The organism is Solwaraspora sp. WMMD406, from assembly GCF_029626025.1.
Taxonomy (GTDB): domain Bacteria; phylum Actinomycetota; class Actinomycetes; order Mycobacteriales; family Micromonosporaceae; genus Micromonospora_E.
Window position 1 is genome coordinate 2,727,018 of record NZ_JARUBF010000001.1, and the last position, 22,714, is coordinate 2,749,731.

Genomic DNA, 22,714 nt, shown 5'->3' on the forward strand with positions numbered 1-22,714 from the left:
CCCAAGGAGGCATCGTGGCCATACCCCACCAGGTGACTGGAGATTCGCACCATGTCGACCGGCGTCCCGCCGGTGGCGACGCGGGGTATCGGCCGCTGCGGGTCGCCATGATCGGGCAGAAGGGGATGCCCGCCACCTACGGTGGGATCGAACGGCACGTCGAGGAACTGGCAAGCCGGTTGGTCGCCCGGGGGCACGAGGTCACCGTCTACTGCCGGCCCAGCTACGGCTCGGTGCCAATGGACCGCTACCGGGGCGTACGGCTGCGTCAGGTGCGGACCGTGGCCAGCAAGCACCTCGACGCGATCGTGCACTCCACCACCTCCACCATGGCCGCCATGCGGGAACGGCCCGACATCGTGCACTACCACGGTCTCGGGCCCGGTCTGGTCGCCCCGCTGCCGCGCTACCTGGCCCGCAGCAAGGTCGTACTCACCGTGCACGGCCTGGACCACCAGCGGGCCAAATGGAGCCGGATGGCCCGGACCGTGCTCGGCGCCGCGCACCTGTTCAGCGGCCACGTCCCGAACGCCCGGGTCGCGGTCTCCCGCGCCCTGGCCAACCACTACGAGACCCGCTTCGGCAGCCCGGCGAGCTACATCCCCAACGGAGTCAGCGCCCCCCGGCAGGTTCCGGCCCGGCACATCGGTCCCCGCTTCGGGCTGACCCCCGGCGGCTATCTGCTGATGGTCGGCCGACTCGTCCCGGAGAAGTCCGCCGATCTGCTGGTCCGCGCGTTCCGCCAGGTCGACACCGATCTGCGGCTGGCGATCGTCGGTGGCTCGTCGTTCAGCGACGAGTTCGTCGCCCGGGTCCGCGCCGAAGCGGTCGACGACCCACGGATCGTGTTCACCGGGTTCGCCTACGGCGACCAGCTCGCCGAACTGTATTCGCACGCGGCTGCCTTCGTGCAGCCGTCCCGACTGGAAGGGCTGCCGCTGACCCTGCTGGAGGCCGCCTCGTACGGCCTGCCGGTCGTGGCCAGCGACATCACCCCCCACGTGGAGGTGCTGACCGCCGACGCTCCGGGTCGCCGGCTGTTCGCCGACGGCGACCTCGACGATCTGGTCCGCGCCCTGCGGCAGGTGGTCGCCGACCCCGACGGCGAACGGGCCGGAGCGCGCGGACTGCGCGACCGGGTCGCCACCGAATACACCTGGGACGCCGCGGCCCGGGAACTGGAGGCGCTCTACCTGGATCTGCTCGCGCCCCGCCGTCCGCAGCCGGAACGCCCCCGTCCGCAGCTGATCCGCCCTCGTCGGCTGCGATCTGACTCGGCCGTCGGCGCCGACGCCGGCCGTCCCACCGGCTCCACCGGCTCCACCGGCTCCACCGGCTCCACCGATTCCACTGTTCTCACCGACGCCCCCGGACCTGCCGACGAGCGGGCCCGGACGGAGCCGGACGGCTGATGCGCATGGCCGGCGGGTCGGCAGATACTGCCTGATCAGGGACCCGGCTGAGAGCGTAGATTGGGCCGTCCGCACCGGTGGACGCCAACAGCAGGTGGAGCGAGACAGCGGATCGGCGTGCGGTGACGACAACGCGACGGGATGTCTGGCCGGATGGCCGGGAGCGGGACGGTGCCATGCCGTCCGGCGGCTTCGGCGTGCCCACGCACACCCGGCCCCGCCGGCTCACCGGGTCCGGCCGGCTCACCGGGTCCGACCGGCCCGACCGGCCTCGCCGGACCGGCGGGCAGGTGCTGAGCGTTCTCGCCGCCGTCGCCGCCGCCGCGGTGGCACTCAGCGCCGGGCTCGCGCTCGCCGCCGGCGACCGACGGGGGGTGGTCCTCCCGCTGGCCCTCGCGGCGGGTATCGCCGTCGGGGTGCTGGCCATGACCCGGTTCTCCGGGTACGTGATCCTGATGCTCGCCGTACGGCCCCTGCTCGACGTGGTCAAACTGTCCGGGCCGACCGCCGGACGCGCCGACACCGAGCAGGCGTCCCGGCTGACCGACCCGTCGACGATGGTCGCGGTGCTGTTCCTGTTGGCCGCCGGGCTGTGGCTGGCGGCCCAACTGCGCCGCGAAGGGCGGCTGCGCGGATCCCCGCTGGGCTGGGCGATGCTGCTGGTCGGGGCGACCGCGATGGTCAGCGCGCTCGGTGCGGACCGGCCCACGCCGAGCCTGCTGGAGGCGCTGCGGATCCTCACCGTCGTGGTGATGTTCGTCGTGCTGGAACAGCTGATGCCGGATCGTGCCGCGATCCGCCGGATCCTGCTGGCCTGCTACGCCTCGCTCGCGTTGGCGCTGGCCTACACCGTACTGACCAGCCTCTTCGGCCAGGTCCCTTCCGAAGTCAAGGGGCAGTTCATCCGGGTCAGCGGCCCGTTCAGCCAGTCCACCACCTTCGGCCGCTACCTGATGTTCCTGGTCATTTTCGGCTTCGCCGTCTACCGGTTCCTCAGCCGCCGGGCCCGGCTGGTCCTCGGTGTGCTGCTCGCCACGTCACTGATCTTCCTGATGCTCACCAACACCCGGTCGGCGATCCTCGGCGCGGCGATCGGCCTGGTCGTCGTCGCCGTCCTGCACCGCAGCGGCCGGATGCTGGTCACCCTGCTCGTCGTCGCGGTCGCCGGGGCCAGTCTGCTGCCGTCGGTGGCCGACCGGTTCGCCCAGCTCGGCCAGGACCGCTCGGTCGGCGGCGGACCGACCGGCAACACCCTGCAGTGGCGGGTCGGCTACTGGACCGACATTGTTCCGTTGGCCAACCGCAACCCGGTCACCGGGATCGGGCCCAACATGACCCAGCACGCGACGCCGCAGGCCAAGAAGCCGCACAACGACCTGCTGCGGGCGTACGTCGAGACCGGGGTCGCCGGATTGCTGGCGTACCTGGCCATGCTGGTGTTGCTCGTGCACACCGGGCGGACCGCGCTCCGCCGCGCCCCGCCGGGCACCCTGGAACGGGGCGTCGCCGTCGGCTTCGCCGGCTGCGCGGTCGCGTTCATCGCGGTCAGCCTGGCCTCCAACGTCATCTCCAACGTGGTGACACTCTGGTACTTCGTCGCGTTCGCCGCCGCCGCCAGCGCCATCGCCCATGGCCGGGCCGCCACCACCGGTACGGTGGCCGTCCCGGCATCACCCGTCCGGTACGAGTAGTAGGAGCCATAGCGTGGAGATCGTCGACTACCTGCGCGTCGCGCGCCGGCGGCTGTGGCTGCTGGTCGGTGTGCCGGTCCTGGCCGCCGGGGCGGCCGCGACCCTGGTGCTGATCGCTCCGCAGCAGTACACCGCGACCGCGTACGTGGCGGCGCCGGCCCTGGTCGGTGGAGCCGCCGCCCAGCAGTACACCGGCAACCAGGCGGCCAACCAGTTCGCCGCCGCGTTCAGCGCCGCCGCGACGTCACCACGGGTGGTCGACGAGGTCGCCGCCGACACCGGGATCGCCGCCAGCCGGCTGCGGTCCGGACTGTCCGTCAGCCAGGTCGGTGCCAGCAGCCAGATGGAGATCACGTACGCCTCGACGAACCGGGCGACGGTCGAGCCGGTGCTGGTGGCCACCGCCGACCGGGCCCTGGCCTTCCTCTTCTCCTCCCAGGTGGCGATCGCCACCGAGCAGGTCACCGCGGCCAGCGCCGACGTGACCGCGGCGACCGCCGCGATCACCGCCTGGGAGACCGAGAACGAGGTCACCCAGCCCGACAAGATCTACCAGGCGACCCTCTCCGAGCTGGCCAGCCTGCGTCAGCAGCGCCTGCAGATGCAGGCGGTCGGCAACGGCAGGGGGGTCGACGCGGCCACCGAAGCGATCGAAGCCGGGCAGCGCCGGCTGGACACCATCGGCCCCAAACTGCCCGACTACGAAGCGTTGATCGCCCAGCGGGACGCCGCCACCAGCGCGTTGTCGTCGGCCCGCCAGGGCCTGCAGGCGGCCCGCGCCCAAGCCCAGGCCGCCGATCCGGCGGAGGTCGCCAGCGTCGGGGCGGTCCGGGCGGTGTCCCGGACCCGCGCGCTGGTCAACGCCACGGTCCCGGTCGCCGGTGCCGGCGTGCTGCTCGCCGTGGTCCTGGTCGCCCTGCTGGAACTGCTGGCCCGCAACCGGGAAACTGAACCGCCGGCGACTCCGTCCGGCGACCCCGTCGGACCGTCCGGCCCCCGGCCGACCGGCGGCGACGAGACCCGCGAGATCCCGGTGGCCCGGGTCGGCCGGGCCACCCCGGTCGGGCAGGCGTCCCGCACGGGTGGCCGGGTGTACGGGTCCGGTGGCGCGCTCGAACCCCACGCGGGGCGGTGACGTGCCCGCCGAGGTGACGCCGTCGGACCCGCAGCCGCAGCCGGTGCCGCCGCCGACCACCGCCGATTCCGGCGACCAGCACATCCGGGGCATGGCCCGGGGCGGCGGGCTCAACCTGGTCGGGGCGGTCCTCAACCAGGGCGCGGTCTTCCTGGTCATGCTGCTGCTGGCCCGCTTCCTCGGGATCAGCGAGGTCGGCCAGTACGCCCAGTGCTACGCCGTACTGGCCCTGCTCAGCCTGCTGTCGCTGTCCGGGTTCCGGGCCGGGCTGACCCGCTTCGTCGCCGTACACCTGGCCGACGACGACCCGGCGGCGATCCGGGGGACCATTCGCCTCGGCCTGGCCATCTCGGCCGGTTCGGCCACCGCGATCGCGGTCGCGCTGGCCCTGGCCGCCCCGGCGCTGGCCGCCGCGCTGCACGACCCCGGCCTGGTCACCGGGCTGCGGCTGGTGGCGTTGACCCTGCCGGCGCTGACCGTCTGCGAAGCGGCGCTCGCCGCCACCCGGGGCTGGCGCACCCAGCGGCCGTTCACCCTGATCGGGCAGATCTACGAACCCGGGACCCGGCTGCTGCTGACCGCCCTCGCCCTGATCACCGGGGTCGGGATCACCGGCAGCTACTGGGCGCTGGTCGTCGCCGGCTGGTCGGCCGCGCTGCTGGCCCTCGGCGCGCTGGCCCGGCTGATGCGTACGGTCGCGCCGGGTCCGGTCGTCTACCGGCCCCGGCAGCTGTTCAGCTTCTCCACGGTCAGCTGGGTGTCGTCGCTGTCGTCGACCGGGCTGATCTGGGTGGACACCCTGATGCTGGGCTTCTTCGCCAACGACGAGATCGGCGTCTACAACGTCGCCACCCGGCTGGTCACCGTCGCGATCTTCGTGCTCGCCCCGATCAACGCCGCGTTCGGACCGTACCTGGCCTACCTGCACCACCAGGGGCGGGCCGACGAGGTACGGCGGATCTACGGTGCCGCCACCGGCTGGGTGGTCCGGCTGTCGCTGCCGGCGTTCGTGGCGCTGCTGGTCTTCCCGGAGAGCCTGCTGACGGTCTTCGGCGGCGGGTTCGCCGCCGGCGCGGCGGTCACCCTGATCCTCGCCGTCGGGCAGCTGGTCAACGCGGCCACCGGACCGTGCGGCACGGTGCTGAACATGTCCGGCCGGGTGGCGATCAACATGTACGACAACATCGCCGCCCTGTTGCTGAACATCCTGCTCAACCTGTGGCTGATTCCGGCGTACGGGATCATCGGGGCGGCGATCTCCTGGGCGATCTCGCTGGCCGTGGTCAACGTCGCCCGGGTCCTGCAGGTGCGGGCACTGATCCACGCGGTGCCGGTGACCGTCGGCATGCTCAAGGGGTTCGCCGCCGGCTTGGCCGCGTTCGCCGCCGGGTTGGCCGTCCGGCTGCTGCTACCGGGCTGGCCGGAGCAGCTGCTGGTCGGGCTGCCGGTGGTGGTGGTCGTCTACGTGGGTGTGGTGCTGGCGCTGGGGCTGAGCCGGGAGGACATGATGGTCCTGCGTACCCTGCGCCGGGGCGGCCGGCGCGGTGCCGGTCGTGGCGCCGGTGGCGCTGACGGCGGCCCGGGACCGGCCGGTGGCCGCGTCACGTCCGCCCCGACCCTTGAGGAGGCGGCGCGGTGACCGGCAACCGGGGAACGACCGACCGGCTGCGCCGCACCGTACGCGGCGCACGGGCCTGGGCCCGGTCGGTGGTGCCCGGCCAGCTCGGCGCGCCGCCGGACTTCCTGATCATCGGTGGACAGCGCTGCGGTACCACTTCGCTGCACCACTACCTGGCCGCGCACCCGCAGGTCCGTCCGGCCACCGGCAAGGAACTGCAGTACTTCAGCATCCACCATGGACGAGGTGAGCGCTGGTACCGGGCGCACTTCCCGGTCCGGCCCGCCGGTGTGCGCAGCTTCGAAGCCAGCCCGTACTACCTGTTCCACCCGAGCGTGCCGGCCCGCGTCGCCGCCGGTCTGCCGCAGGCCCGGTGCATCGCCCTGCTACGGGATCCGGTCGAACGGGCCTACTCGCACTACCTGCACACCCGCTCGTACGGTGCCGAACCGCTGTCGTTCGCCGACGCGGTCGCCGCCGAGGAGCGGCGGCTGGCCGACGCGCTGCGCGACGGACCGGACAGCCCGACCGCGCACACCGCCCTGCGTAACCACTCGTACCTGGCCCGGGGGCGTTACGTCGAGCAGCTGCGGCGCTGGTACGCCGTACTGCCGGGTGACCAGCTGTTGGTGTTGCGCAGCGAGGACATGTACGTCGACCCGGCCGGCGTCTACGACCGGGTGCTGCGGTTCCTCGGCCTGGATTCGTTCACGCCGGCGGGGTTCGCCCAGCACACCCGGCGTACCGACCGGGGGCCGGGGGAGTTGACCTGCGAGCTGCGCGCCCAGCTCGGCGGCTACTTCGCCGCACCCAACGCCGACCTCGCCGACCTGCTCGGCTGGCCGCACACCTGGTCTCCGAGGAGCTGACGGGACACGTCCCGCGTCCGGTCAGCTCAGTGACGGGAGTGGAGCAGGTAGATCGCGTACGTGCCAGCGCCGTTGTCCATCTCGGCCACCTGCAGATCGGTGACCGGTACGTTGATCCGTTGCCCGGACCCGCCGCTGCCGGCGTCGGCCCACACTTCGACCGTCCCGCTCGCGGGTAGCTCCCGTGGACCGACGACCAGAACTGTGCTTGGCATGGCAGGTCTCCCTGTGTCTCGGCCCGGTTCCGGGAAGTCGGTCACGACATCCCGGCGGAGGGCTTCCTGTCGGATGAGACCCAGCATGGCAAAGCTGCATATGCATGTCAACTGTTGCAGGTGTTAGTGGGTGTCGGCTGTCAGATCGAAGTGGTTCACCAGCTCGTAGACTCCTGCATCCAGCACCATCCGGTTGACCTCGACGCACCGGTCACCGGACCTCGCGTACCGGGTGATCTGCAGCACCGTCGCCTTGTTTCGTGCGATGTCCAGGTCATCGATCTCGTCGGGATGCGGCGGCCGGGCGACGACCCGCTCTTCGAACCTGGTCGGCTTCCACCCTTGATCTTCAAGCCGGCCGTACACCCCGCCGGGGCCGGAGTTCTTGTAGACGATCGCCGTGCCTCGTGCGAGCTCGACGGGGAAGTAGGACGCCGATATCTGGACGCGGCGACCTTCCACCCAGTGCACCCGCTTGCGGCGAACCACCGGATCGCCCTCGTCGACGCCGAAGGCTGCGGCAACGAAGTCGGGTGCCGGAAGTTCGTCGACCTCGACGTCGGTGCGGATCGGGCGGTCGCCGGCGTCATGCTGATGGATGGTTCGCCCCAGCTGTTTCGAGCTGTCCAGGCGATCTGGCATGACCCGTACGAGTCGGGCGAACCAGCCCTTGACGATGCCGGGGGCGCCGCGCCGCGAGGTGACAAGTCCTTCCGCCCGCAGCGCGTTGAGCGCCTGCTGTGCTGCTCCTCTGCCGACGCCGAACCTGTCCATGACGGCGCTGGTAGTGGGCACCTTGTCGCCCTCGGCGAGTTCGCCGGTCCGGATCTCCTCACGGAGGTGAGCAGCGACGGTTTCGGCTGTTTCACCAGTTTCTGCCATGGTTCACCACCAAGTGTCTCCTGAAAGTTTCACATGCCGGAGAGTACAGCGGATGCGTACCCGCTACTTCATATGCTTGTGCAGCACGGACGACGAGGGAGGAGACCACGTCGTGGAGGTTTCGAACGCCACCCCGCCGGTGCCGAGCGGTGGGCCGGCCCCGCGTACCGCGCCGACCGGCAACTACTCCGGGGTGTGGTTGTCCCGGTACGAGTACCACAGCTCAGGTCGTGGTGCCGTGTTCACCGGTCGGCATTACGTGGTGCTGCTGCAGCATGGAGACCGGCTCACCGTACGCAGCCTGCCCGGGTCGTCCGACGCGCCACTCACCATGGATTTGACCATCGACGGCAACGTGGTCACCGGGACCTGGTCGAGCAGACCGCGCCGCAGGGCTACTACCGGGGTGCCCGTTACCACGGTGCGATCCAACTCCTGGCCGAGCCCACCGGGCGTCGGCTGAGCGGCAAGTGGATCGGATTCGGCAAGGAGATGGACGTCAACACCGGCCCGTGGGAGCTGATCTTCCAGGACGCCAGCACGAACAAGGCGACCCTGGCCGCCTACGATCGCAAGCCCGATCCGGAGCAGCCGCCCGCTGCCTCATGATCAGTTGTCGTGTTTACGGCCGACACGCCGTTGCGAGCCCGTCAATACGACAACTGATCATGAGGGGGACCGGTAGCACATCACCGAGGCCGGCATCGCCCGATCCACAGCCGACCGTCTGTCCACAGCCCACCCGCACCCGGTCGTGCCCAGGGGACTGCGGCTCGGGCATCGTCGAGGGCCATGGACCCAGTGCTCGACGCACTCCTGCGCCGTACCGGGGGAGTGGTGACCCGCCGCCAGGTGTACCAGGTGCTGCCGCGCTGGGCGTTGGAGAACGCGGTGCACGCCGGCCGGCTCCGACACGTACTGCCCGGCGTCTACGTCGCGGCCGACCTGATCGACCACCACCGCGGCGCAGCGTCGCCGATCCACGTTCTCGGCCCGCAGCCGCGACGACTGGCGGCACTGGCCTACGCCGCCGGACGGGCCGCGTTCAGCCACACCACGGCACTCGAACTCTGAGGGCTGCGCCGGCAACCCGCCGACGAGGCACTGCACCTGACGGTGCCGTTCGGCGCGGGAATGCGCAGCCGGTCCGGGCTCACTGTGCACCACCGGCGGGCGTTCGTCGTCGGTCCGCCGCAGGTGGTGGTGCGGGGTGGAGAACCGGTGGTACGGCTGGAGCGGAGTCTTGTCGAGTCCTGGCCGCTGCTGCCGGCCATCGACCGGCCGGCTCCGCTGATCCGGGCGGTCAACGATCGGTGGACGAACGCGGACCGGATCACCACAGCCCTCGATGAGCTGCCCCGGCTCACCGACCGGGCCGCGTTGCGGACGTTGCTGACGAAGCTGGCCACCGGCTGCCGCAGCCAGTTGGAGATCTGGGGCCACGAGCACGTCTTCGTCGGCACCGGCATGCCCGCGTTCCGACGTCAGCAGATGGTCCGGGTCGGCGGCGGCCGTACCTTCTATCTGGACGTGTACGCCGGACGGGAACGGGTCGACTTCGAGCTCGACGGGGCGGCATCGCACGGCAGCCCCGCCCAGCGTGAGATCGACCTACGACGCGATGCACTGCTGGCGACCGCCGGCATCCAGGTGGTGCGGTTCGCACACCGCCGACTGATGTGCGAACCACAGCAGGTCCGCCGAGAGATCCTGGCCATCCTCGACCACCGCCGCCGTTGATGCGACCGCCGCCCTTGATTCGGCTCAGGACCTGCCGATGCTCATCTCAGTGGCGAAGAACCGTTCCAGAAACGCTGCCTGTTCCGGCAGCGTGCGGGGCGGGACGCGGCGAAACCAGCCGACCTCGTCAGCCTGCTCGTCGGCGGCCAGCAGGGTGCCGCTCGGCGTCGCTTCGAACGCGATGCCGACCGGCCAGCCACGGTATCCCTCCCGCAACAGTGACGGGTACTCGATGTATCCGAGCATTCGGCCGACCGTCACGGCCACCCCGAGTTCACGCCGGGCGATCCGCCGGACCGCGTCGTGGAGGTGTTCGCCGAAGTGCACTGTCCCACCAGGTAGGTGCCATTTCCCCTGGGCTGGCGGAACAGCCCGCTTGGTCAGCACGACACCGCGCGAGTCGACGCACACCACCTCGGCGGTCAGTCGCGGCACCTTGCTGTAGATGTCGGCGAACTCGGCGGCCGAGAACGGATGCTTCTCCACTGATCCGCCTCAGTCGACTTCGGCGAGGATCGAATCGGGGGAGCCGGTGGCACGCAGCAGCATCGGACGGTCCGAGATGGTGACTTCGCCGCTGGCCGGGGCGAGGTCGACGCCGGCCGCGCCCGCGCGCAGACTCGGCACCGGTGAGACCCGCAGATCGTCGTTGAACTCGCTGGACCAGACGACCAGGGTGCTCTCCGCACCCTGCTGGAACGCCACCCCGGTCAGCCCGTCGCGGTCGACCGGGGTGACGGTGGCACCCCGCGCGGCGATCGCCAGACTTTCGAACATCCGGCCGGCCTCCCGTTCCGTACCGTCAGGTTCGAGCAGGCCGTAGCGGACCTCGCTGCCGGCCCGGTTGTTCGGGTTGTAGCCCAGCGGCAGCCACATCACCTGCCGGATGCCACCGGCCAGCAGCATCGTGGAGACCTTGACGACCTCTTCGGCCCGGCTGATGTCGTCGCCGTCGCCGTCGCGCCAGAACTGTCCGACTTCCCACGCCTCGATCGGTACGTCGGCCGGGTTCTCCGCCGCCAGGTAGTCCAACAGCGCCGGTACGCCGTCGAAGTGCTCGTAGTAGTGCACCTGGCGCAACTGCACGATCCCGTCGTCGATCAGTCGCTCGGTGGCGGCCAGGAACGCGACGTTACGCGCGTTGGTCTCGTCGGCCAGCGCGGTCCGCAGCGTCTCGATCGCGTCCACCTCGGGGATCTTGCGGCCCCGGGTGCCGATGCGACGCTGGAAGTACGCGTTGTAGGCGGCGATCGCCTCGTCGTCGCGGCCGGCGCGGACCAGCCGGTCGACCACCCCGAAGCCGTACGCGACGCTGCTGATGCCGGAGTCGACCACCACGGCGTCCGGGTTGGCCTCGTGCACCGCCTCGGCGGCGGCGGTGACCAGGGTGACGTACTCCTCGGGGGTGCCGCGCCAGTACTGCGGGGCGTTCACCTCGTTCTCGATCGCGTACTGCCGGACGCCGTACGGCGTGTACCGGCGTACCACTTCGGAGACGAACCGCTGGTAGGCGGCCATGTCCAGGGGCATCGTCGACTCGGTCTTGTTGGCCTGGCCGCGCAGGTACTCCGGGGTGCCGCCGGTGGCCCAGCACATCTCGGTGCGGATCTTGATGTTGAGCGCGATGCCGAGTTCACGACTGCGCTGGGCGATACGGTCCAACTCGGTCCAGTCCGGCTGGCCGGCGACCGGCTCGATGCTGCACCAGCTGATCTCGTGGTACGTCGCCGACCCGGACAGCTTGCGCAGGTACGGCAGGAACTCGTCGTAGCGGTTCCAGTCCCAGTGCGCGCCGAACGGGTGGGTGTCGGCCGGGTACGGCGGCAGGTCTGGCAGCGGCGCGCCGCTCGGCGGTGCCGGCGGTGCTGTCGGCGCGGGTAACGGGCTGGCGTCGTCGTCGCCGCTGGTGCAGCCGGCGAGCAGCAGCAGTACGCCGAGCGCAGCCGCGACGCCGCGCCGGCCCGCAGCGTTCAGTCGGGTAACGGTGGTCACCGATAACCCAGTTCGCGCAGCATGCGGCCGGAGAAGACGGCGACGAGCAGGCGCAGGAACGGATCGAGTTCGCGCCGGTGGCTGCCGACCCGGGAGCCGTAGATGGCCGAGTCGGTGCCGGCGGCAGTCCGCCGACGGTCGGCTTCGGCGGTGTACTTGCCGGCCACGTCGTGTGGCTTGTCGACGTAGTCGAGCACGCCGTCCTCCCAGGGTTCGCCGAGGAACTCGAACAGCGCCCGCATCGACTTCTCCGGCTCGCGTACCGCGTCCTCGTAGCGCAGTTCGTAGTACCGGTCGGCGGGCAGGTCGGCGGCCATCGCGCGGGCGGTACGGATGTAGCGCGGCCATTTGACCACGCACTTCACCGCCGACCAGTAGCCGAACCGTTTGCGGTGCGAGACCACCACGTCCCGGCCGTCGCGGATGACGTGCACGATCTGCGCGTCGGGGAAGACTTCGGTGACGAAGTCCAGCGAGATCGCGTACAGCGGGGTCTTGTCGGCCCACCGGGCCTTGCCCCGGCCCTCGGCGTAGTCGGCGTGCACGCCGCCGAAGAAGTCGGCGATGCGGCGCAGCCAGTCCTCCCGGGGGAAGCCGAACCGGGCCAGCCGCTCCCAGTCGGACCCGACGATGCGCCGCAGGTCCGGCAGGAACCGGGTCTCCGGTCCGCAGGAGATCCGCGAGTGCGAGTCGAGCACCAGCCGCAAGAACGTGGTGCCGGAGCGCTGACAGCCGACCAGGAAGATGGGGGCCGTCGGCGACGGCGTCACGTCGGTGGTGGTCTGCTCGGCGGTCTCGGTCTCGGTCTCGGTCACGGGTCGGTCCTTTCCACGCTCACCGGGGTACGCCGGTCGGTGTCGGCTTGTCGAGGTGGGGTGGCGGAAGCAGGTGGGGTGGCGGGAGCCGGTGGGTCACCGGCGAGGCGGGAGTTCAGGCGGGCGGTGAGGTCGTCGCAGAGCGTACGGACCGCCGGGTCGATCGGCAGCGGTTGGCGGCGCGGCGCGCGGGGGGCGATGTGCGCGGACAACTCCGGCCGGTACGCCAGCCCGAGGAAGTCACAGAGTCGGCGGACCTGCGCGGCCGGGTCGGCGATCAGCGCGTCGTAGGAGCTGAGCAGGACGTCGTCGCGGCGGTCCAGGCCGAGCCGGTAGTACAGGCTGTTGCGCACGTACCAGAACAGTGCGGCGGCCGTGTACCGGTCCATCGTGCGGTAGTCGAAGCCGTGGATGAGTTCGTAGGTGTCGGCGTCGAGGCGTTGGCCCTGCCAGCGCCGGCCGATGGTGCCGTCGGCGATGGTGGCCAGCGCTCGCAGGTTGGCGTCGCCGAACTTGGCGACCTCCGACCGGGCCCGGTCGTCGACGTCGCGCCAGGCCCAGATCGCCCGGCCGGGTGCCGTGCCGGGCAGGGCGAGCAGTTCGTCCACCCGGTGGCTGTCGCACAGCGGCTTGACCAGGACGTACGCGTGGCGGCTGCGACGCACGACGGCGGTGAGCACGGCGTCGTCGCGCAACTGGAAGCGGTGGAAGACCCGTCGGTCGTTCTCGTTGCGTACCTCGAACTCGGGCGCGGTTTCCAACCCCCGGACCAGCATGTTGGTCCCGGACCGCTGCAGGCCGACGAGATAGACCGGTACGGCCTGGCCACGGGGTACGCCGTGGCGTCGACGCCAGCGCAGTTTACGCCAGGCGGTGCCGGCCCGGTCCACCGGGTTGAGCCGGTCCTCCTCGACGAGCCGGCGCAGACCTTCGGTCCGGATCCACCGGGCGTGCCGGGCGACGCGCCGCGCGGTCCATGCCAGAGCCGAGGGCTCATCGTCGTGTCTCACCGGTCCTCCTCGTAGCGGTCTCCAGCCGTCGTGGCCAGGCTGGGGCGAGGTCGGGCCGGGGCCAGGCTACCTACAGATCGGGGCGAAATGCCAGGCCAGGGACTGGTCAGCCACACGAGATCATCCGATCAGCTAGTTGGCGATTCGGTGCTGGACTATCTCCGCGTCGGTGCATAGCGTGTGGCAGCAGCCGGGGGACGGGAGTCCTGAGCCACCATAACCGGGTGGACGCACCCCGGGATCGAGCGAGCGGGCCGGACTGATGCGTGTCCTCCATGTGAACAAGTTCCTCTATCGCCGTGGCGGTGCCGAGGGATATCTGCTTGACCTTGCCGACCTACAACGGTCCGCTGGGGACGAGGTCGCCTTTTTCGGGATGACTCACCCCGACAACGACAATTCGCTGCCGTACGCCGGGCATTTCCCGCCGTACGTCGAACTGGAACCGCCGCCGCGCGGCCTGGCGCCCCGGATCGCCGCCGCCGGCCGGATGATCTGGTCCCCGGCGAGTCGGCGCGGCCTGGCCCAGGTGATCGCCGACTTCGCCCCCGATGTGATCCATCTGCACAACATCTACCACCAGCTGTCACCATCGGTGTTGGCCGCCGCCCGGTCCGCCGGGGTGCCGTGCGTGCTGACCATGCACGACTACAAGCTGGCCTGCCCCAGCTACCAGCTGCTCGACCAGGGCAAGGTCTGCCAGGCGTGTGTCAGCGGCGGTCCGCTACACGCCGCGCGGCGCAGGTGCAAGGACGGATCGGTATCCGCCAGTACGCTACTCGCGGTGGAGACCTGGATGCACCGACAGTTACGGTCCTACGACCCGGTAGGGGTGTTCGTCAGCCCCAGCCGGTTCCTCGCCGACGTGATGGCGCGGGCCGGGGTCTACCCGGACCGGATACAGGTGATCAACCACTTCGTCGACACGGCCGGCATCGCGGTCAAATCGCAGGCCGGTGGGGGAGTGCTGTTCGCCGGCCGGATCTCCCCGGAGAAGGGAGTGGACGTGTTGATCGAAGCGGTCGCGGCCCTGCCCGCCGACGTCGCGATCGACGTCGCCGGCGACGGCCCGGCGCTGCCGGCGGTACGTGCGCTCGCCGAGCGCGTCGTGCCCGGTCGGGTACGGTTCCACGGCCGGGTCGACAAGTCACGCCTGCAGGAGCTGACCCGGGCGGCGGCGGTCGTGGCCGTGCCGTCGCGCTGGCACGAGAACCAGCCGATGGCGGTGCTGGAGGCGTTCGCCTGCGGGGTCCCGGTGGTCGGCACCGACCTGGGCGGTCTGCCGGAGCTGATCACCGCCGGCGTGGACGGCGAGGTCGTCCCGGCCGACGACCCGGCCGCGCTCGGCGCGGCACTGGGCAAACTGGTCGCCGACGCCGACCGGGCGTACGCGATGGGCCGGGCCGCCCGCGACAGGATCGACCGTGACTTCCCGCCGGAGCTGCATCTGACCCGGCTCCGCGACGCCTACCTGGCGGCGGCCCGTGTCGTGCCGGCCGGAGGGCGACGATGAACCCGACCACCCCGCCTCCGGTACGGGTGCTCTACCTGGCTGGCAGCGGCCGCAGCGGCAGCACCCTGATCACCACCGTTCTCGGACAGCTCGACGGCGGTTTCGCCGCCGGTGAACTGCGCTACCTGTGGCAGCGGGGCATCTTCGACAACCGCCCGTGTGGCTGCGGTGCGGCGTTCGACGACTGTCCCGTCTGGCGTTCGGTCCTCGCCGATCTGCCCGGCGGTGCCGGCCGTTCCGAGCTGTCCGGCCGTTCCGAGCTGTCCGGCCGTTCCGAGCTGTCCGGCCGTTCCGAGCTGTCCGGCGGTGCCGAGTTGTCCGGCGGTGCCGAGTTGTCCGGCCCCGCTGGTGCGCCGGACGCGTCTGGGATCGCCCGGCGGTTGCGGACCCGGCTGCGGATGCGGGACCTGCCGGCGTTGCTGCGCCGCGTGTCGACCGGACGCCGGGCCGTGCCGGAACACCCCGACGACGCGGCGATCGCCGCGCTCTACCTGGCGATCGCCCGCCAGGTTCGCCGGTCCGGCCCCGGGCCCGTGGTGGTGGTCGACTCGTCGAAACTGCCGCCGTACGGTGCGCTGCTGCGGGACCTGCCTGGGATCGACCTGCGGGTGCTGCACCTGGTCCGGGATCCGCGCGGCACCGCGTTCTCCTGGCGCCGTCGGCGCGGCTTGGACGGATCCGGCGACGAGCGGCTGATGAGCCGTCCGCCGGTGTGGAAGGCGGCGCTGCTGTGGCGCGTCTGGAACGCCGCCACCCGCCGGCTGTTCGAGTCCGCCGGACCCGAGCGTTACCTGCGGATCCGCTACGAGGACGTGGTCGCCGATCCGGCGGCCGGACTCCGCCGGATCGCCGAGTTCGCCGGCCTGGATCCGGCCGGTCTGCCGCTGGACGCCGACGGCCGGGTGCGGCTGGCTCCGACGCATTCGGTGGCCGGCAACCCGGCACGGCACCGTACCGGCGCCATCGCCATCACCGACGACGCCGAGTGGATTCGGACGTTGTCCGGCTGGTCGTACGCCGTGGTCACCGCGGTCACGTGGCCACTGCTGCGCCGGTTCGGCTACCCGGTCCGCCGCCCGGCACCGGCACCTGAACGGACGCCGGTACCGCCGCCCAGCCCGGCCCTGACCAAGGAAGGCACGACCTGATGCTGTCCGTCGTCGTCGGCACCGGCCGCTGCGGATCCACCCTGGTGCAGGAGATCCTGGCCCGGCACCCAGCGGTCGGATTCGTCTCCGGACTGGACGACAAGCTGCCCCGACTCAACCTCGCCGGCCGACGCAACGGCCGACTCTACCGCCGGTCGGCCCCCCGGCCCGCCGGGATGACGTCCCTGGGACACAGCCGCCGGCTGCTGGAACGGGGACGACTGCGGGTCGCTCCGTCCGAGGCGTACCAATTGATCGACCGTCAGGTGATGGCCGGCTACTCGAAGCCCTGCCGGGACCTGCGCGCCGACGATCTCACCCCGTACGTGGCGCAGCGGCTGCGTGCCTTCTTCGACCGGCGGATCGAGGCGCAAGGCTGCCAGACGTTGCTGCAGCACGTCACCGGGTGGCCGCGTACCGGCTGGCTGCACGCCGCGTACCCGGACCTGAAGGTGATCAACGTGGTCCGCGACGGCCGGGCGGTGACCAACTCCTGGCTGCAGATGGGCTGGTGGGACGGGTGGCGAGGGCCGGACAACTGGTTCCTCGGTCCGTTGCCGGCGGACCTGCGCGCCGAATGGGAGGAAGCCGACCAGTCCTTCCCGGTGCTGGCCGCGCTCGGCTGGAAGATGCTGATGGCGTCCTTCGCGCAGGCCCGCGCGGCCCATCCGGTCGGCCAGTGGCTCGACGTACGGTACGAGGACCTGCTCGTTGCCCCGCGTGACGAGATCGCCCGGATGCTGGAGTTCCTCGGACTCGACTGGTCACCCGCGTTCGACCGCGGCTTCCGGCGCTACGAGTTCCACGGCGGGCGGGGCGCGGCGTACCAGCGGGAGCTGGGGCCGACCCAGTTGGCGGCCGTGGACCGGGTGCTGGAGAAGGCTCTGGCGGAGTGGGGCTACTGACCGTCCCGGCCCCTACCGTTGGTGCCGGCGGCGGCTTAGAGTGATGCTGGCAGGCCCCGACGCGGGCCGGTGTCCGGGCGGGAGGCGCAACCCGCCCGGTCGCTGTGGGTGGATCGGCTGGGTGACCAGGTGGATCCGCGCCGCCGCGATCGTCACCGGACGTACGGGTGCCCGCTGGCGTTTCCGTACCAACCGCTCGGAGCACCGTCGGTGGCCGAGCAAGCACCTCGGACTGACACCTCGCGCCGGTCCACCGTACGCCGCCGACCAGACCGGCGGCGGTCAATCGTGCGCCGCCGACGCGGCGCAGGTCGGAATCCCAGCCACGACTATGGGAGAAGGACCATGGCGCGACCCATCACGCTCTTCACCGGCCAGTGGGCCGACCTGCCGTTCGAGGAAGTGTGCAGGCTGGCCTCGGAATGGGGCTACGACGGCCTGGAGATCGCCTGCTGGGGCGACCATTTCGAGGTCGACCGGGCACTCGCCGAGGACGACTACGTCGAGCGCAAGCTGCAGACCCTGGCCAAGTACAACCTCAAGGTGTACACGATCTCCAACCACCTGCTCGGCCAGGCCGTGTGCGACCACCCGATCGACGAGCGTCATCAGGGGATCCTGTCAGCCCGGATCTGGGGCGACGGGGAGCCCGAAGGGGTCCGGCAGCGGGCCGCCGAAGAGATGAAGGACACCGCCCGCGCGGCGGCCAAGCTCGGAGTGTCCACGGTCGTCGGATTCACCGGATCGTCGATCTGGCACACCCTGGCCATGTTCCCGCCGGTGCCGCCGGCGATGATCGAGCGGGGCTACCAGGACTTCGCCGACCGGTGGAACCCGATCCTCGACGTGTTCGACGAGGTCGGCGTCCGGTTCGCGCACGAGGTGCATCCGAGCGAGATCGCCTACGACTACTGGACGACCCGGCGCACCCTGGACGCGATCGGGCACCGGCCCGCGTTCGGCCTCAACTGGGACCCCTCGCACTTCGTCTGGCAGGAGCTGGACCCGGTCAACTTCATCCTCGAGTTCGCCGACCGGATCTACCACGTCGACTGCAAGGACGCCAAGGTGCGCACCGGAGACGGCCGTCGTGGGCGGCTCGCTTCCCATCTTCCTTGGGCGGACCTGCGTCGCGGCTGGGACTTCGTCTCCACCGGACACGGCGACGTCCCCTGGGAGGACTGCTTCCGGGCATTGAACGCGATCGGCTACGACGGACCGATCTCGGTCGAGTGGGAGGACGCCGGGATGGATCGACTGGTCGGTGCGCCCGAGGCGCTGCAGTTCGTCCGTCGGCTCGCCTTCGACGCGCCGACGGCGGCCTTCGACGCCGCGTTCTCCAGCGGGGACTGACGTCGAACCGACGAGAGCCGGTCACCGTGCGCCGCACGGTGACCGGCTCTCGCGTCGATACGGGTGTCAGCTGGCGCCGGAGGCCGGGCTCGCACCCTTGCCGGTGGAGCTGCTGCGCCCCACCGACGTGCCTGAGCCCGACGCGGTCGACGCCGCCGTGCCGTTCGCCGTACCACCGGTCGGCGTGCTGCCGGATCCGGTGACCCCGGCACCAGCGAGGCTGCCTCCACCGGTCGAGGAGGTGGTGTCGTGGTGGTCGTGGCCGTTGAGCTTCTCACCGAGGCGAGTGTGGCTCAGCCGTTCCCGACCTTCGACGTAGAGCCGGTTGGCCTGTGCCTGGGCTACCCCGGCGGCCTCCTGCACCGTGGGGTGGTCCATGACCTTGCGGGCGTTGAGCACCAGTTCGTCGTACTTCTCTCGGCCGGCGCGGGCGCCCAGGACGAAACCCACGGCCACCCCGCCGATGAACCAAAGCTTTCCGCGCATGGCGGCTCCTTCCGTACCTGACCCGATGTGCTCCCGACCGCCGTCCGGAGATCGATCCCGTACCGGCGGCCGATGAGCGACCCGGTCGTGCCTGCGTCGTCTGTCCGTTGCTGTCTACCCATCCTGCTCCCTCATTACGCATTCCCGCAGACAACTCGAATTTTTGTCCGCATTTGACGGTAATGTGGCGTGGCGGAAAGGGGAGCGTGTGTCCTGTCTGCCGGAGCCAACCCGGTCGCCCACACCCCCGTGTCGTCCTGTACTCTTGTCCCGTCGCCAAGCGGCCGGAGATCGTCCGCCGTTGGCTACGCCGCAGTCCCCCGTAGCTCAATTGGCAGAGCAGCCGGCTGTTAACCGGCAGGTTTTTGGTTCGAGTCCAAACGGGGGAGCTTCCACGCGATGGTCAACCGGACCGAGATCGTCATCGTCATCGTCATCGTCATCGTCATCGTCATCGTCGGCGCTGGTCTGGCAGGGCACCGGCACGACACGGATGGCTCATCCGCTCCGGATGCCGTTCGCCGCTCCCGGCACCCTGCTCGCCGGTGTCGGCACCCTCACGGACCGGCTCCGGCTCGGCCTGCTGCTGGCCCGGTACGCCACCGTGGCACCCGATCGCCTGCTCCGCTCACCGGAGACGACCGCGTACGCCGAGCTGCGGGCCGCCGGACCTCTCCGACCGGATCATCGACGACCTGCTCCAGCTGTTCCTGTCCGGGGTGTTGGCCGACCGCGAGCTGGACACCTCCAACCACGTCCTGGCGATGATCCTGCGGTCGTTCGCCCGAGGCCGCATCGGTGTGCCGGCGGCCGGCATGGCGGCTCTACCGCGCGCGTTGGCCGCGCCGCCGCGCGCGTTGGCCGCGCCGCTACCCGGCCGACCGGCTCGCGCTGCGGACCGACGCCGTCGACATCCAACCCGGCCTGGTCCGGACCCAACCGGCGCAGACCCGGCCCGAAACCCTCCGCTGCCGGTGGATCATCGTCGCGACCGACCCCCGTACGGCGGCGGCCCTGCTGCCCAGCCTCGGTCCGGTGCGGATGCGGCAGCTCACCACCTACTACCACGCCACGGTCGAGCCGCTGTCGGCCGAGCCGATCCTGGTGCTCGACGGTGACCGCCGGGGGATCATCGCCAACAGCGTCGTGGTCAGCCGGGCGGCGCCGGGGTACGCGCCAGCGGGCCAGCATCTGGTCGCGACGTCGGTGGTCGGCCCGGACGCGCCTGCGGAACCGGTCGTCCGCGCGGAACTCGCGTGGCTCCACCAGACCTCCACCGCCGGCTGGCGCCCGCTGTCGACCGTACGGGTCACCGACGCGTTGCCGGCCGCCGTCGCGCCACGTGGCCGGCTACGGGATCCGGCCGAGGTCGGTCCAAATGTCTTCGTCGCCGGTGACCATCGGGACAGCCCGTCGATCCAGGGGGCGTTGGCCAGCGGCTGGCGGGTGGCGGGAGCGGTGTTGCGTCGTCGGTCCGGGCAGGTTTGACGGTCCTCCGGCGGCAAGCCCTCGCCGAGGCGCGGGACCGTGCCGCGTCACCGATCCCTTTGACGGGATAGGATTCCGACGCTGAGGGGCGGTAGCTCAGCCGGTTAGAGCAGGGGACTCATAATCCCTCGGTCGCGGGTTCGAGCCCCGCCCGCCCCACTTCGTTGGTAGCGCGTGAAGGTGCGGACCCGGCACCCGATTCCGGCAGGAGACGCCGTTCGTGAGCGGTAGGCGGCGGTAGGCGGCGATCCCGGGGTCGCCGCCTACCGCCGCCGACAGGGTGCGGGTCAGGCCGTGCCGAAGAAGGACCTGAGCGCGGGCACCCTGCGGATGAGGAGCTGGTCCAGCGCCAGGATGACGAGCAGCGAGAGACCGAACAACGGTAGGAAGACGCCGAGTACGACCATCGCGGCGAGTAGCGTCCAGTTGCCCCAGATCGGGAGTTTCGCCCGTGGTGCGGCGAGGCCGGAGGCCGTGGCCCGCCGGGTCCACCACATCATGGGCCCGGTGACGCACATGAAGATCACGGCGAGGCAGAAGAGCGTGGACATGATCGTGTTGAAGGTGCCGAGGCGACGCCCTTCGTGCAGGGCGATGCCTTGCGAGACCACCTTCGCCATGGCGCTGTAGTCGTCGTAGCCGTACTCGCCGACCACCTCGCCGCTGTACTGGTCGACGTGAATCGTCGTCTCTTTGGTCACGTCGGATTCGGCGGGGTTGCCGACGTCGTACCACTGGCTGCTCATCACGCTGAACACGCCGGTCTCGCCCTCGGGATACAGGACGAGGTACGGCCCGGGGGCGCCCAGCGCCTGGGCCGCGCTGACCGCCCGGTCGATCGAGATCGGGGTGCCGCTGCCGGTGCTGCTGCCTTGCGGGGCGTTGCCGGAAGCCCAGCCGGCGGGAGCCGACTGACCGTCGGCGTCTTCGATCTGCTGCCGGATGGTGGACTCGGCGCCGGGGTCCGCGCCCCAGAGTCCGGAGCCGGAGTCGACGGCGATCTGCTGGGCCTGGGCGCCCCAGAAACCGGTCCAGGGCAGGCCGGAGACGACGAGCAGCAGGATGCCGAGGCCGACGGGGAGCCCGACGAGGGCGTGGTAGCTGCGGAGCCGGGCCCCGCGCTTGCCTTTGGCCTGTGCGCCGCTGCGGGCGCGGCGGCCGAGGAAGAAGATGATGAACCCGGTGATGGTCAGCACGATGGCCCAGGAGGCGCCGAGTTCGACGATGCGGTCGCCGACGCCGTCCTCGCCGATGAGCAGGTCGCCGTGGATGCGTTCGGCCCAGGTGGAGATGAGCTGGTCCTGGCTGAGCTCGCCGGTGACCGTGGCGGTGTAGGGGTCGACGTAGATGTTGGTGCTGCCGCCGTCGTCGAGTCCGGCGACGAAGAGAGTCGCCCGGTCGCCGGTGCCGTCTTGCACGGACAGGATGGGACGGTCCGGGAACGCCGTGCGAACGGCGGCCTCTTGCTCGGACAGTGCCGTTCGTTGCGCGCCGTCGGCGACCGGGACCTGCAGCACTCCGGGATGGGTCAGGGAGTCCACCTCGGCCCGGAACATGTAGGTCATGCCGGTGACGGCGAGGCAGAAGAGTACGGGTATGACGAGTATCGATCCGTAGAAGTGCCAGCGCCAGAACGCGGCGAACCAGTTGGTCTTCCGCGGTCGGGCCAGGGACGACGGCGACTCCCCGGAGGTCGGCGTCTCGGTTTCTGTGGCGGTCATCGAGGCTGGCCCTTCTCTGGTCGGCACGTTGTTCGCAGGGGAAACCTGTGGTACTAGCTAGAGTCGTGCTGGAGACGCCGTGGGTTCCCGTATTGACGGTCGTATTTTTGTTGACCGGGCTCTTCTGCGTCGGCGACCTCGTCGTCCGTCGCCGTGGCGTGCCGCGCGAGCAGGCGTTCTCCGACGCCGAGCTGATCGACATCAATCACGCCGTGATGAGCGCCGCGATGATCCTGATGGCCTGGCTGATGGTCGATGGCGTATTCGCCTGGGCGCAGGTCGCCATCTTCGGCATCCTTGCGTTCGCGTTGCTGCCCGCGTACCTGCGGGCGCGTGGCAGATCGGAGCGGGTGGACGTGCTGGGCCACGCCACGCAGAACCTGGCGATGATCTGGATGCTCGCGGCGATGCCGACACTGATGTCGGAGATGGGGATCGGCGGCGGCTCCGGGCACGCGCACGGGGTGGCCGCCGCTGGCGCGGTGCCCACGCCGACCCCGGCGTGGGCGGACATGACGAACGTCGCCTTCGTGGTCGTGAGCGCGATCGGGGCGCTGTGGTGGCTGTACCGGGCCGCGACGACGAGATCCGGCCACCGGCTACATCTGCTGGGCTACGCCGTCATGGGTGCCGGCATGGGCACGATGCTGTTGCTCATGAACAGCTGAGACCCGCCGCCGGTACGCTCGCCGGCCGTCGACGCGGTCATGGCGGCGCGCCG

General features: G+C 70.8%; 20 protein-coding genes, 2 tRNA genes and 2 pseudogenes. 16 read left to right on the forward strand and 8 right to left on the reverse strand.

Annotation, left to right across the window (positions count from 1 at the left end; translation table 11 throughout):
* Positions 1–14: 14 nt before the first annotated feature.
* The 5 genes from O7632_RS12450 (at position 15) to O7632_RS12470 (ending at position 6,725) form a co-directional block, all read left to right on the forward strand.
* Positions 15–1,412, forward strand: a complete 1,398-nt coding sequence (locus O7632_RS12450) for a glycosyltransferase family 4 protein (RefSeq protein ID WP_278114185.1) — start codon at positions 15–17, stop codon at positions 1,410–1,412.
* Positions 1,413–1,534: 122 nt separating this feature from the next.
* Positions 1,535–3,103 (forward strand): O-antigen ligase family protein, encoded by a 1,569-nt coding sequence (locus tag O7632_RS12455; protein ID WP_278114187.1) that lies wholly within the window; start codon positions 1,535–1,537, stop codon positions 3,101–3,103.
* A gap of 13 nt (positions 3,104–3,116) precedes the next feature.
* Complete coding sequence (locus O7632_RS12460; RefSeq protein WP_278114189.1) at positions 3,117–4,238, forward strand: Wzz/FepE/Etk N-terminal domain-containing protein; 1,122 nt, start codon at positions 3,117–3,119, stop codon at positions 4,236–4,238.
* Between the two features lies 1 nt (position 4,239).
* On the forward strand, positions 4,240–5,877 hold the full coding sequence (locus tag O7632_RS12465) for an oligosaccharide flippase family protein (protein WP_278114190.1): 1,638 nt from the start codon (positions 4,240–4,242) through the stop codon (positions 5,875–5,877).
* The gene (locus O7632_RS12470; protein ID WP_278114192.1) at positions 5,874–6,725 is read left to right on the forward strand and encodes a sulfotransferase; all 852 of its coding nucleotides are present in this window, start codon (positions 5,874–5,876) and stop codon (positions 6,723–6,725) included. Before O7632_RS12465 ends, O7632_RS12470 begins: the two co-directional genes overlap by 4 nt.
* A gap of 26 nt (positions 6,726–6,751) precedes the next feature.
* Here O7632_RS12470 and O7632_RS12475 read toward each other — a convergent pair whose 3' ends face one another.
* Positions 6,752–6,940: a hypothetical protein gene (locus tag O7632_RS12475; RefSeq protein ID WP_278114194.1), complete on the reverse strand. Its 189-nt coding sequence runs from the start codon at positions 6,938–6,940 to the stop codon at positions 6,752–6,754.
* A 123-nt stretch (positions 6,941–7,063) separates the two neighbouring features.
* The gene (locus O7632_RS12480; RefSeq protein WP_278114196.1) at positions 7,064–7,822 is read right to left on the reverse strand and encodes a GntR family transcriptional regulator; all 759 of its coding nucleotides are present in this window, start codon (positions 7,820–7,822) and stop codon (positions 7,064–7,066) included.
* Positions 7,823–7,991: 169 nt separating this feature from the next.
* Here O7632_RS12480 and O7632_RS12485 point away from each other — a divergent pair.
* From O7632_RS12485 to O7632_RS12495, 3 genes and pseudogenes are all read left to right on the forward strand, one after another.
* A pseudogene (locus O7632_RS12485) lies at positions 7,992–8,431 on the forward strand (XRE family transcriptional regulator); the annotation flags it as partial.
* Positions 8,432–8,614: 183 nt separating this feature from the next.
* On the forward strand, positions 8,615–8,896 hold the full coding sequence (locus O7632_RS12490; RefSeq protein ID WP_278114198.1) for a type IV toxin-antitoxin system AbiEi family antitoxin domain-containing protein: 282 nt from the start codon (positions 8,615–8,617) through the stop codon (positions 8,894–8,896).
* 60 nt (positions 8,897–8,956) lie between these two features.
* Positions 8,957–9,562: a DUF559 domain-containing protein gene (locus O7632_RS12495; RefSeq protein WP_278114201.1), complete on the forward strand. Its 606-nt coding sequence runs from the start codon at positions 8,957–8,959 to the stop codon at positions 9,560–9,562.
* Between the two features lie 24 nt (positions 9,563–9,586).
* Here the strand turns inward: O7632_RS12495 and O7632_RS12500 are convergent, their stop codons facing one another.
* The 4 genes from O7632_RS12500 to O7632_RS12515 are packed head-to-tail and all read right to left on the reverse strand — an operon-like array spanning position 9,587 to position 13,379.
* A complete protein-coding gene (locus O7632_RS12500) occupies positions 9,587–10,048 on the reverse strand; it encodes an NUDIX domain-containing protein (RefSeq protein ID WP_278114203.1) in 462 nt (153 codons plus the stop codon).
* 9 nt (positions 10,049–10,057) lie between these two features.
* Positions 10,058–11,554 carry a hypothetical protein gene (locus tag O7632_RS12505; protein WP_278114205.1) on the reverse strand — a complete coding sequence of 499 codons (1,497 nt, stop codon included), beginning with the start codon at positions 11,552–11,554 and terminating at the stop codon, positions 10,058–10,060.
* Positions 11,551–12,369 (reverse strand): sulfotransferase, encoded by an 819-nt coding sequence (locus O7632_RS12510; RefSeq protein ID WP_278114206.1) that lies wholly within the window; start codon positions 12,367–12,369, stop codon positions 11,551–11,553. The genes O7632_RS12505 and O7632_RS12510 overlap by 4 nt, the downstream gene beginning before the upstream one ends.
* The gene (locus O7632_RS12515; protein WP_278114208.1) at positions 12,366–13,379 is read right to left on the reverse strand and encodes a hypothetical protein; all 1,014 of its coding nucleotides are present in this window, start codon (positions 13,377–13,379) and stop codon (positions 12,366–12,368) included. Before O7632_RS12515 ends, O7632_RS12510 begins: the two co-directional genes overlap by 4 nt.
* 262 nt (positions 13,380–13,641) lie before the next feature.
* Here O7632_RS12515 and O7632_RS12520 point away from each other — a divergent pair, with 262 nt between their 5' ends.
* From O7632_RS12520 to O7632_RS12535, 4 genes are all read left to right on the forward strand, one after another.
* Positions 13,642–14,892 (forward strand): glycosyltransferase, encoded by a 1,251-nt coding sequence (locus tag O7632_RS12520; RefSeq protein ID WP_278114210.1) that lies wholly within the window; start codon positions 13,642–13,644, stop codon positions 14,890–14,892.
* Positions 14,889–16,040 carry a sulfotransferase gene (locus O7632_RS12525; RefSeq protein WP_278114212.1) on the forward strand — a complete coding sequence of 384 codons (1,152 nt, stop codon included), beginning with the start codon at positions 14,889–14,891 and terminating at the stop codon, positions 16,038–16,040. The genes O7632_RS12520 and O7632_RS12525 overlap by 4 nt, the downstream gene beginning before the upstream one ends.
* A complete protein-coding gene (locus tag O7632_RS12530; RefSeq protein ID WP_278114214.1) occupies positions 16,040–16,945 on the forward strand; it encodes a sulfotransferase in 906 nt (301 codons plus the stop codon). The genes O7632_RS12525 and O7632_RS12530 overlap by 1 nt, the downstream gene beginning before the upstream one ends.
* A gap of 345 nt (positions 16,946–17,290) precedes the next feature.
* The gene (locus tag O7632_RS12535; protein ID WP_278114215.1) at positions 17,291–18,298 is read left to right on the forward strand and encodes a sugar phosphate isomerase/epimerase family protein; all 1,008 of its coding nucleotides are present in this window, start codon (positions 17,291–17,293) and stop codon (positions 18,296–18,298) included.
* A gap of 66 nt (positions 18,299–18,364) precedes the next feature.
* Here the strand turns inward: O7632_RS12535 and O7632_RS12540 are convergent, their stop codons facing one another.
* On the reverse strand, positions 18,365–18,784 hold the full coding sequence (locus O7632_RS12540; RefSeq protein WP_278114217.1) for a hypothetical protein: 420 nt from the start codon (positions 18,782–18,784) through the stop codon (positions 18,365–18,367).
* Positions 18,785–19,100: 316 nt separating this feature from the next.
* On the opposite strand from O7632_RS12540, the gene O7632_RS12545 reads away from it, so the two are divergent.
* The 3 genes and pseudogenes from O7632_RS12545 to O7632_RS12555 all read left to right on the forward strand — a co-directional run bounded on the left by O7632_RS12545 (position 19,101) and on the right by O7632_RS12555 (position 20,431).
* Positions 19,101–19,173 (forward strand) — tRNA-Asn (locus tag O7632_RS12545).
* 98 nt (positions 19,174–19,271) lie between these two features.
* Positions 19,272–20,272, forward strand: a pseudogene (locus O7632_RS12550) (FAD-dependent oxidoreductase); the annotation flags it as partial.
* An 85-nt stretch (positions 20,273–20,357) separates the two neighbouring features.
* Positions 20,358–20,431 (forward strand) — tRNA-Ile (locus O7632_RS12555).
* 128 nt (positions 20,432–20,559) lie between these two features.
* On the opposite strand, the gene O7632_RS12560 is transcribed toward O7632_RS12555, so the two are convergent.
* Positions 20,560–21,993: a PepSY domain-containing protein gene (locus O7632_RS12560; protein ID WP_278114219.1), complete on the reverse strand. Its 1,434-nt coding sequence runs from the start codon at positions 21,991–21,993 to the stop codon at positions 20,560–20,562.
* 65 nt (positions 21,994–22,058) lie between these two features.
* Here O7632_RS12560 and O7632_RS12565 point away from each other — a divergent pair, with 65 nt between their 5' ends.
* On the forward strand, positions 22,059–22,661 hold the full coding sequence (locus O7632_RS12565) for a DUF5134 domain-containing protein (protein ID WP_278114220.1): 603 nt from the start codon (positions 22,059–22,061) through the stop codon (positions 22,659–22,661).
* Positions 22,662–22,714: the final 53 nt, after the last annotated feature.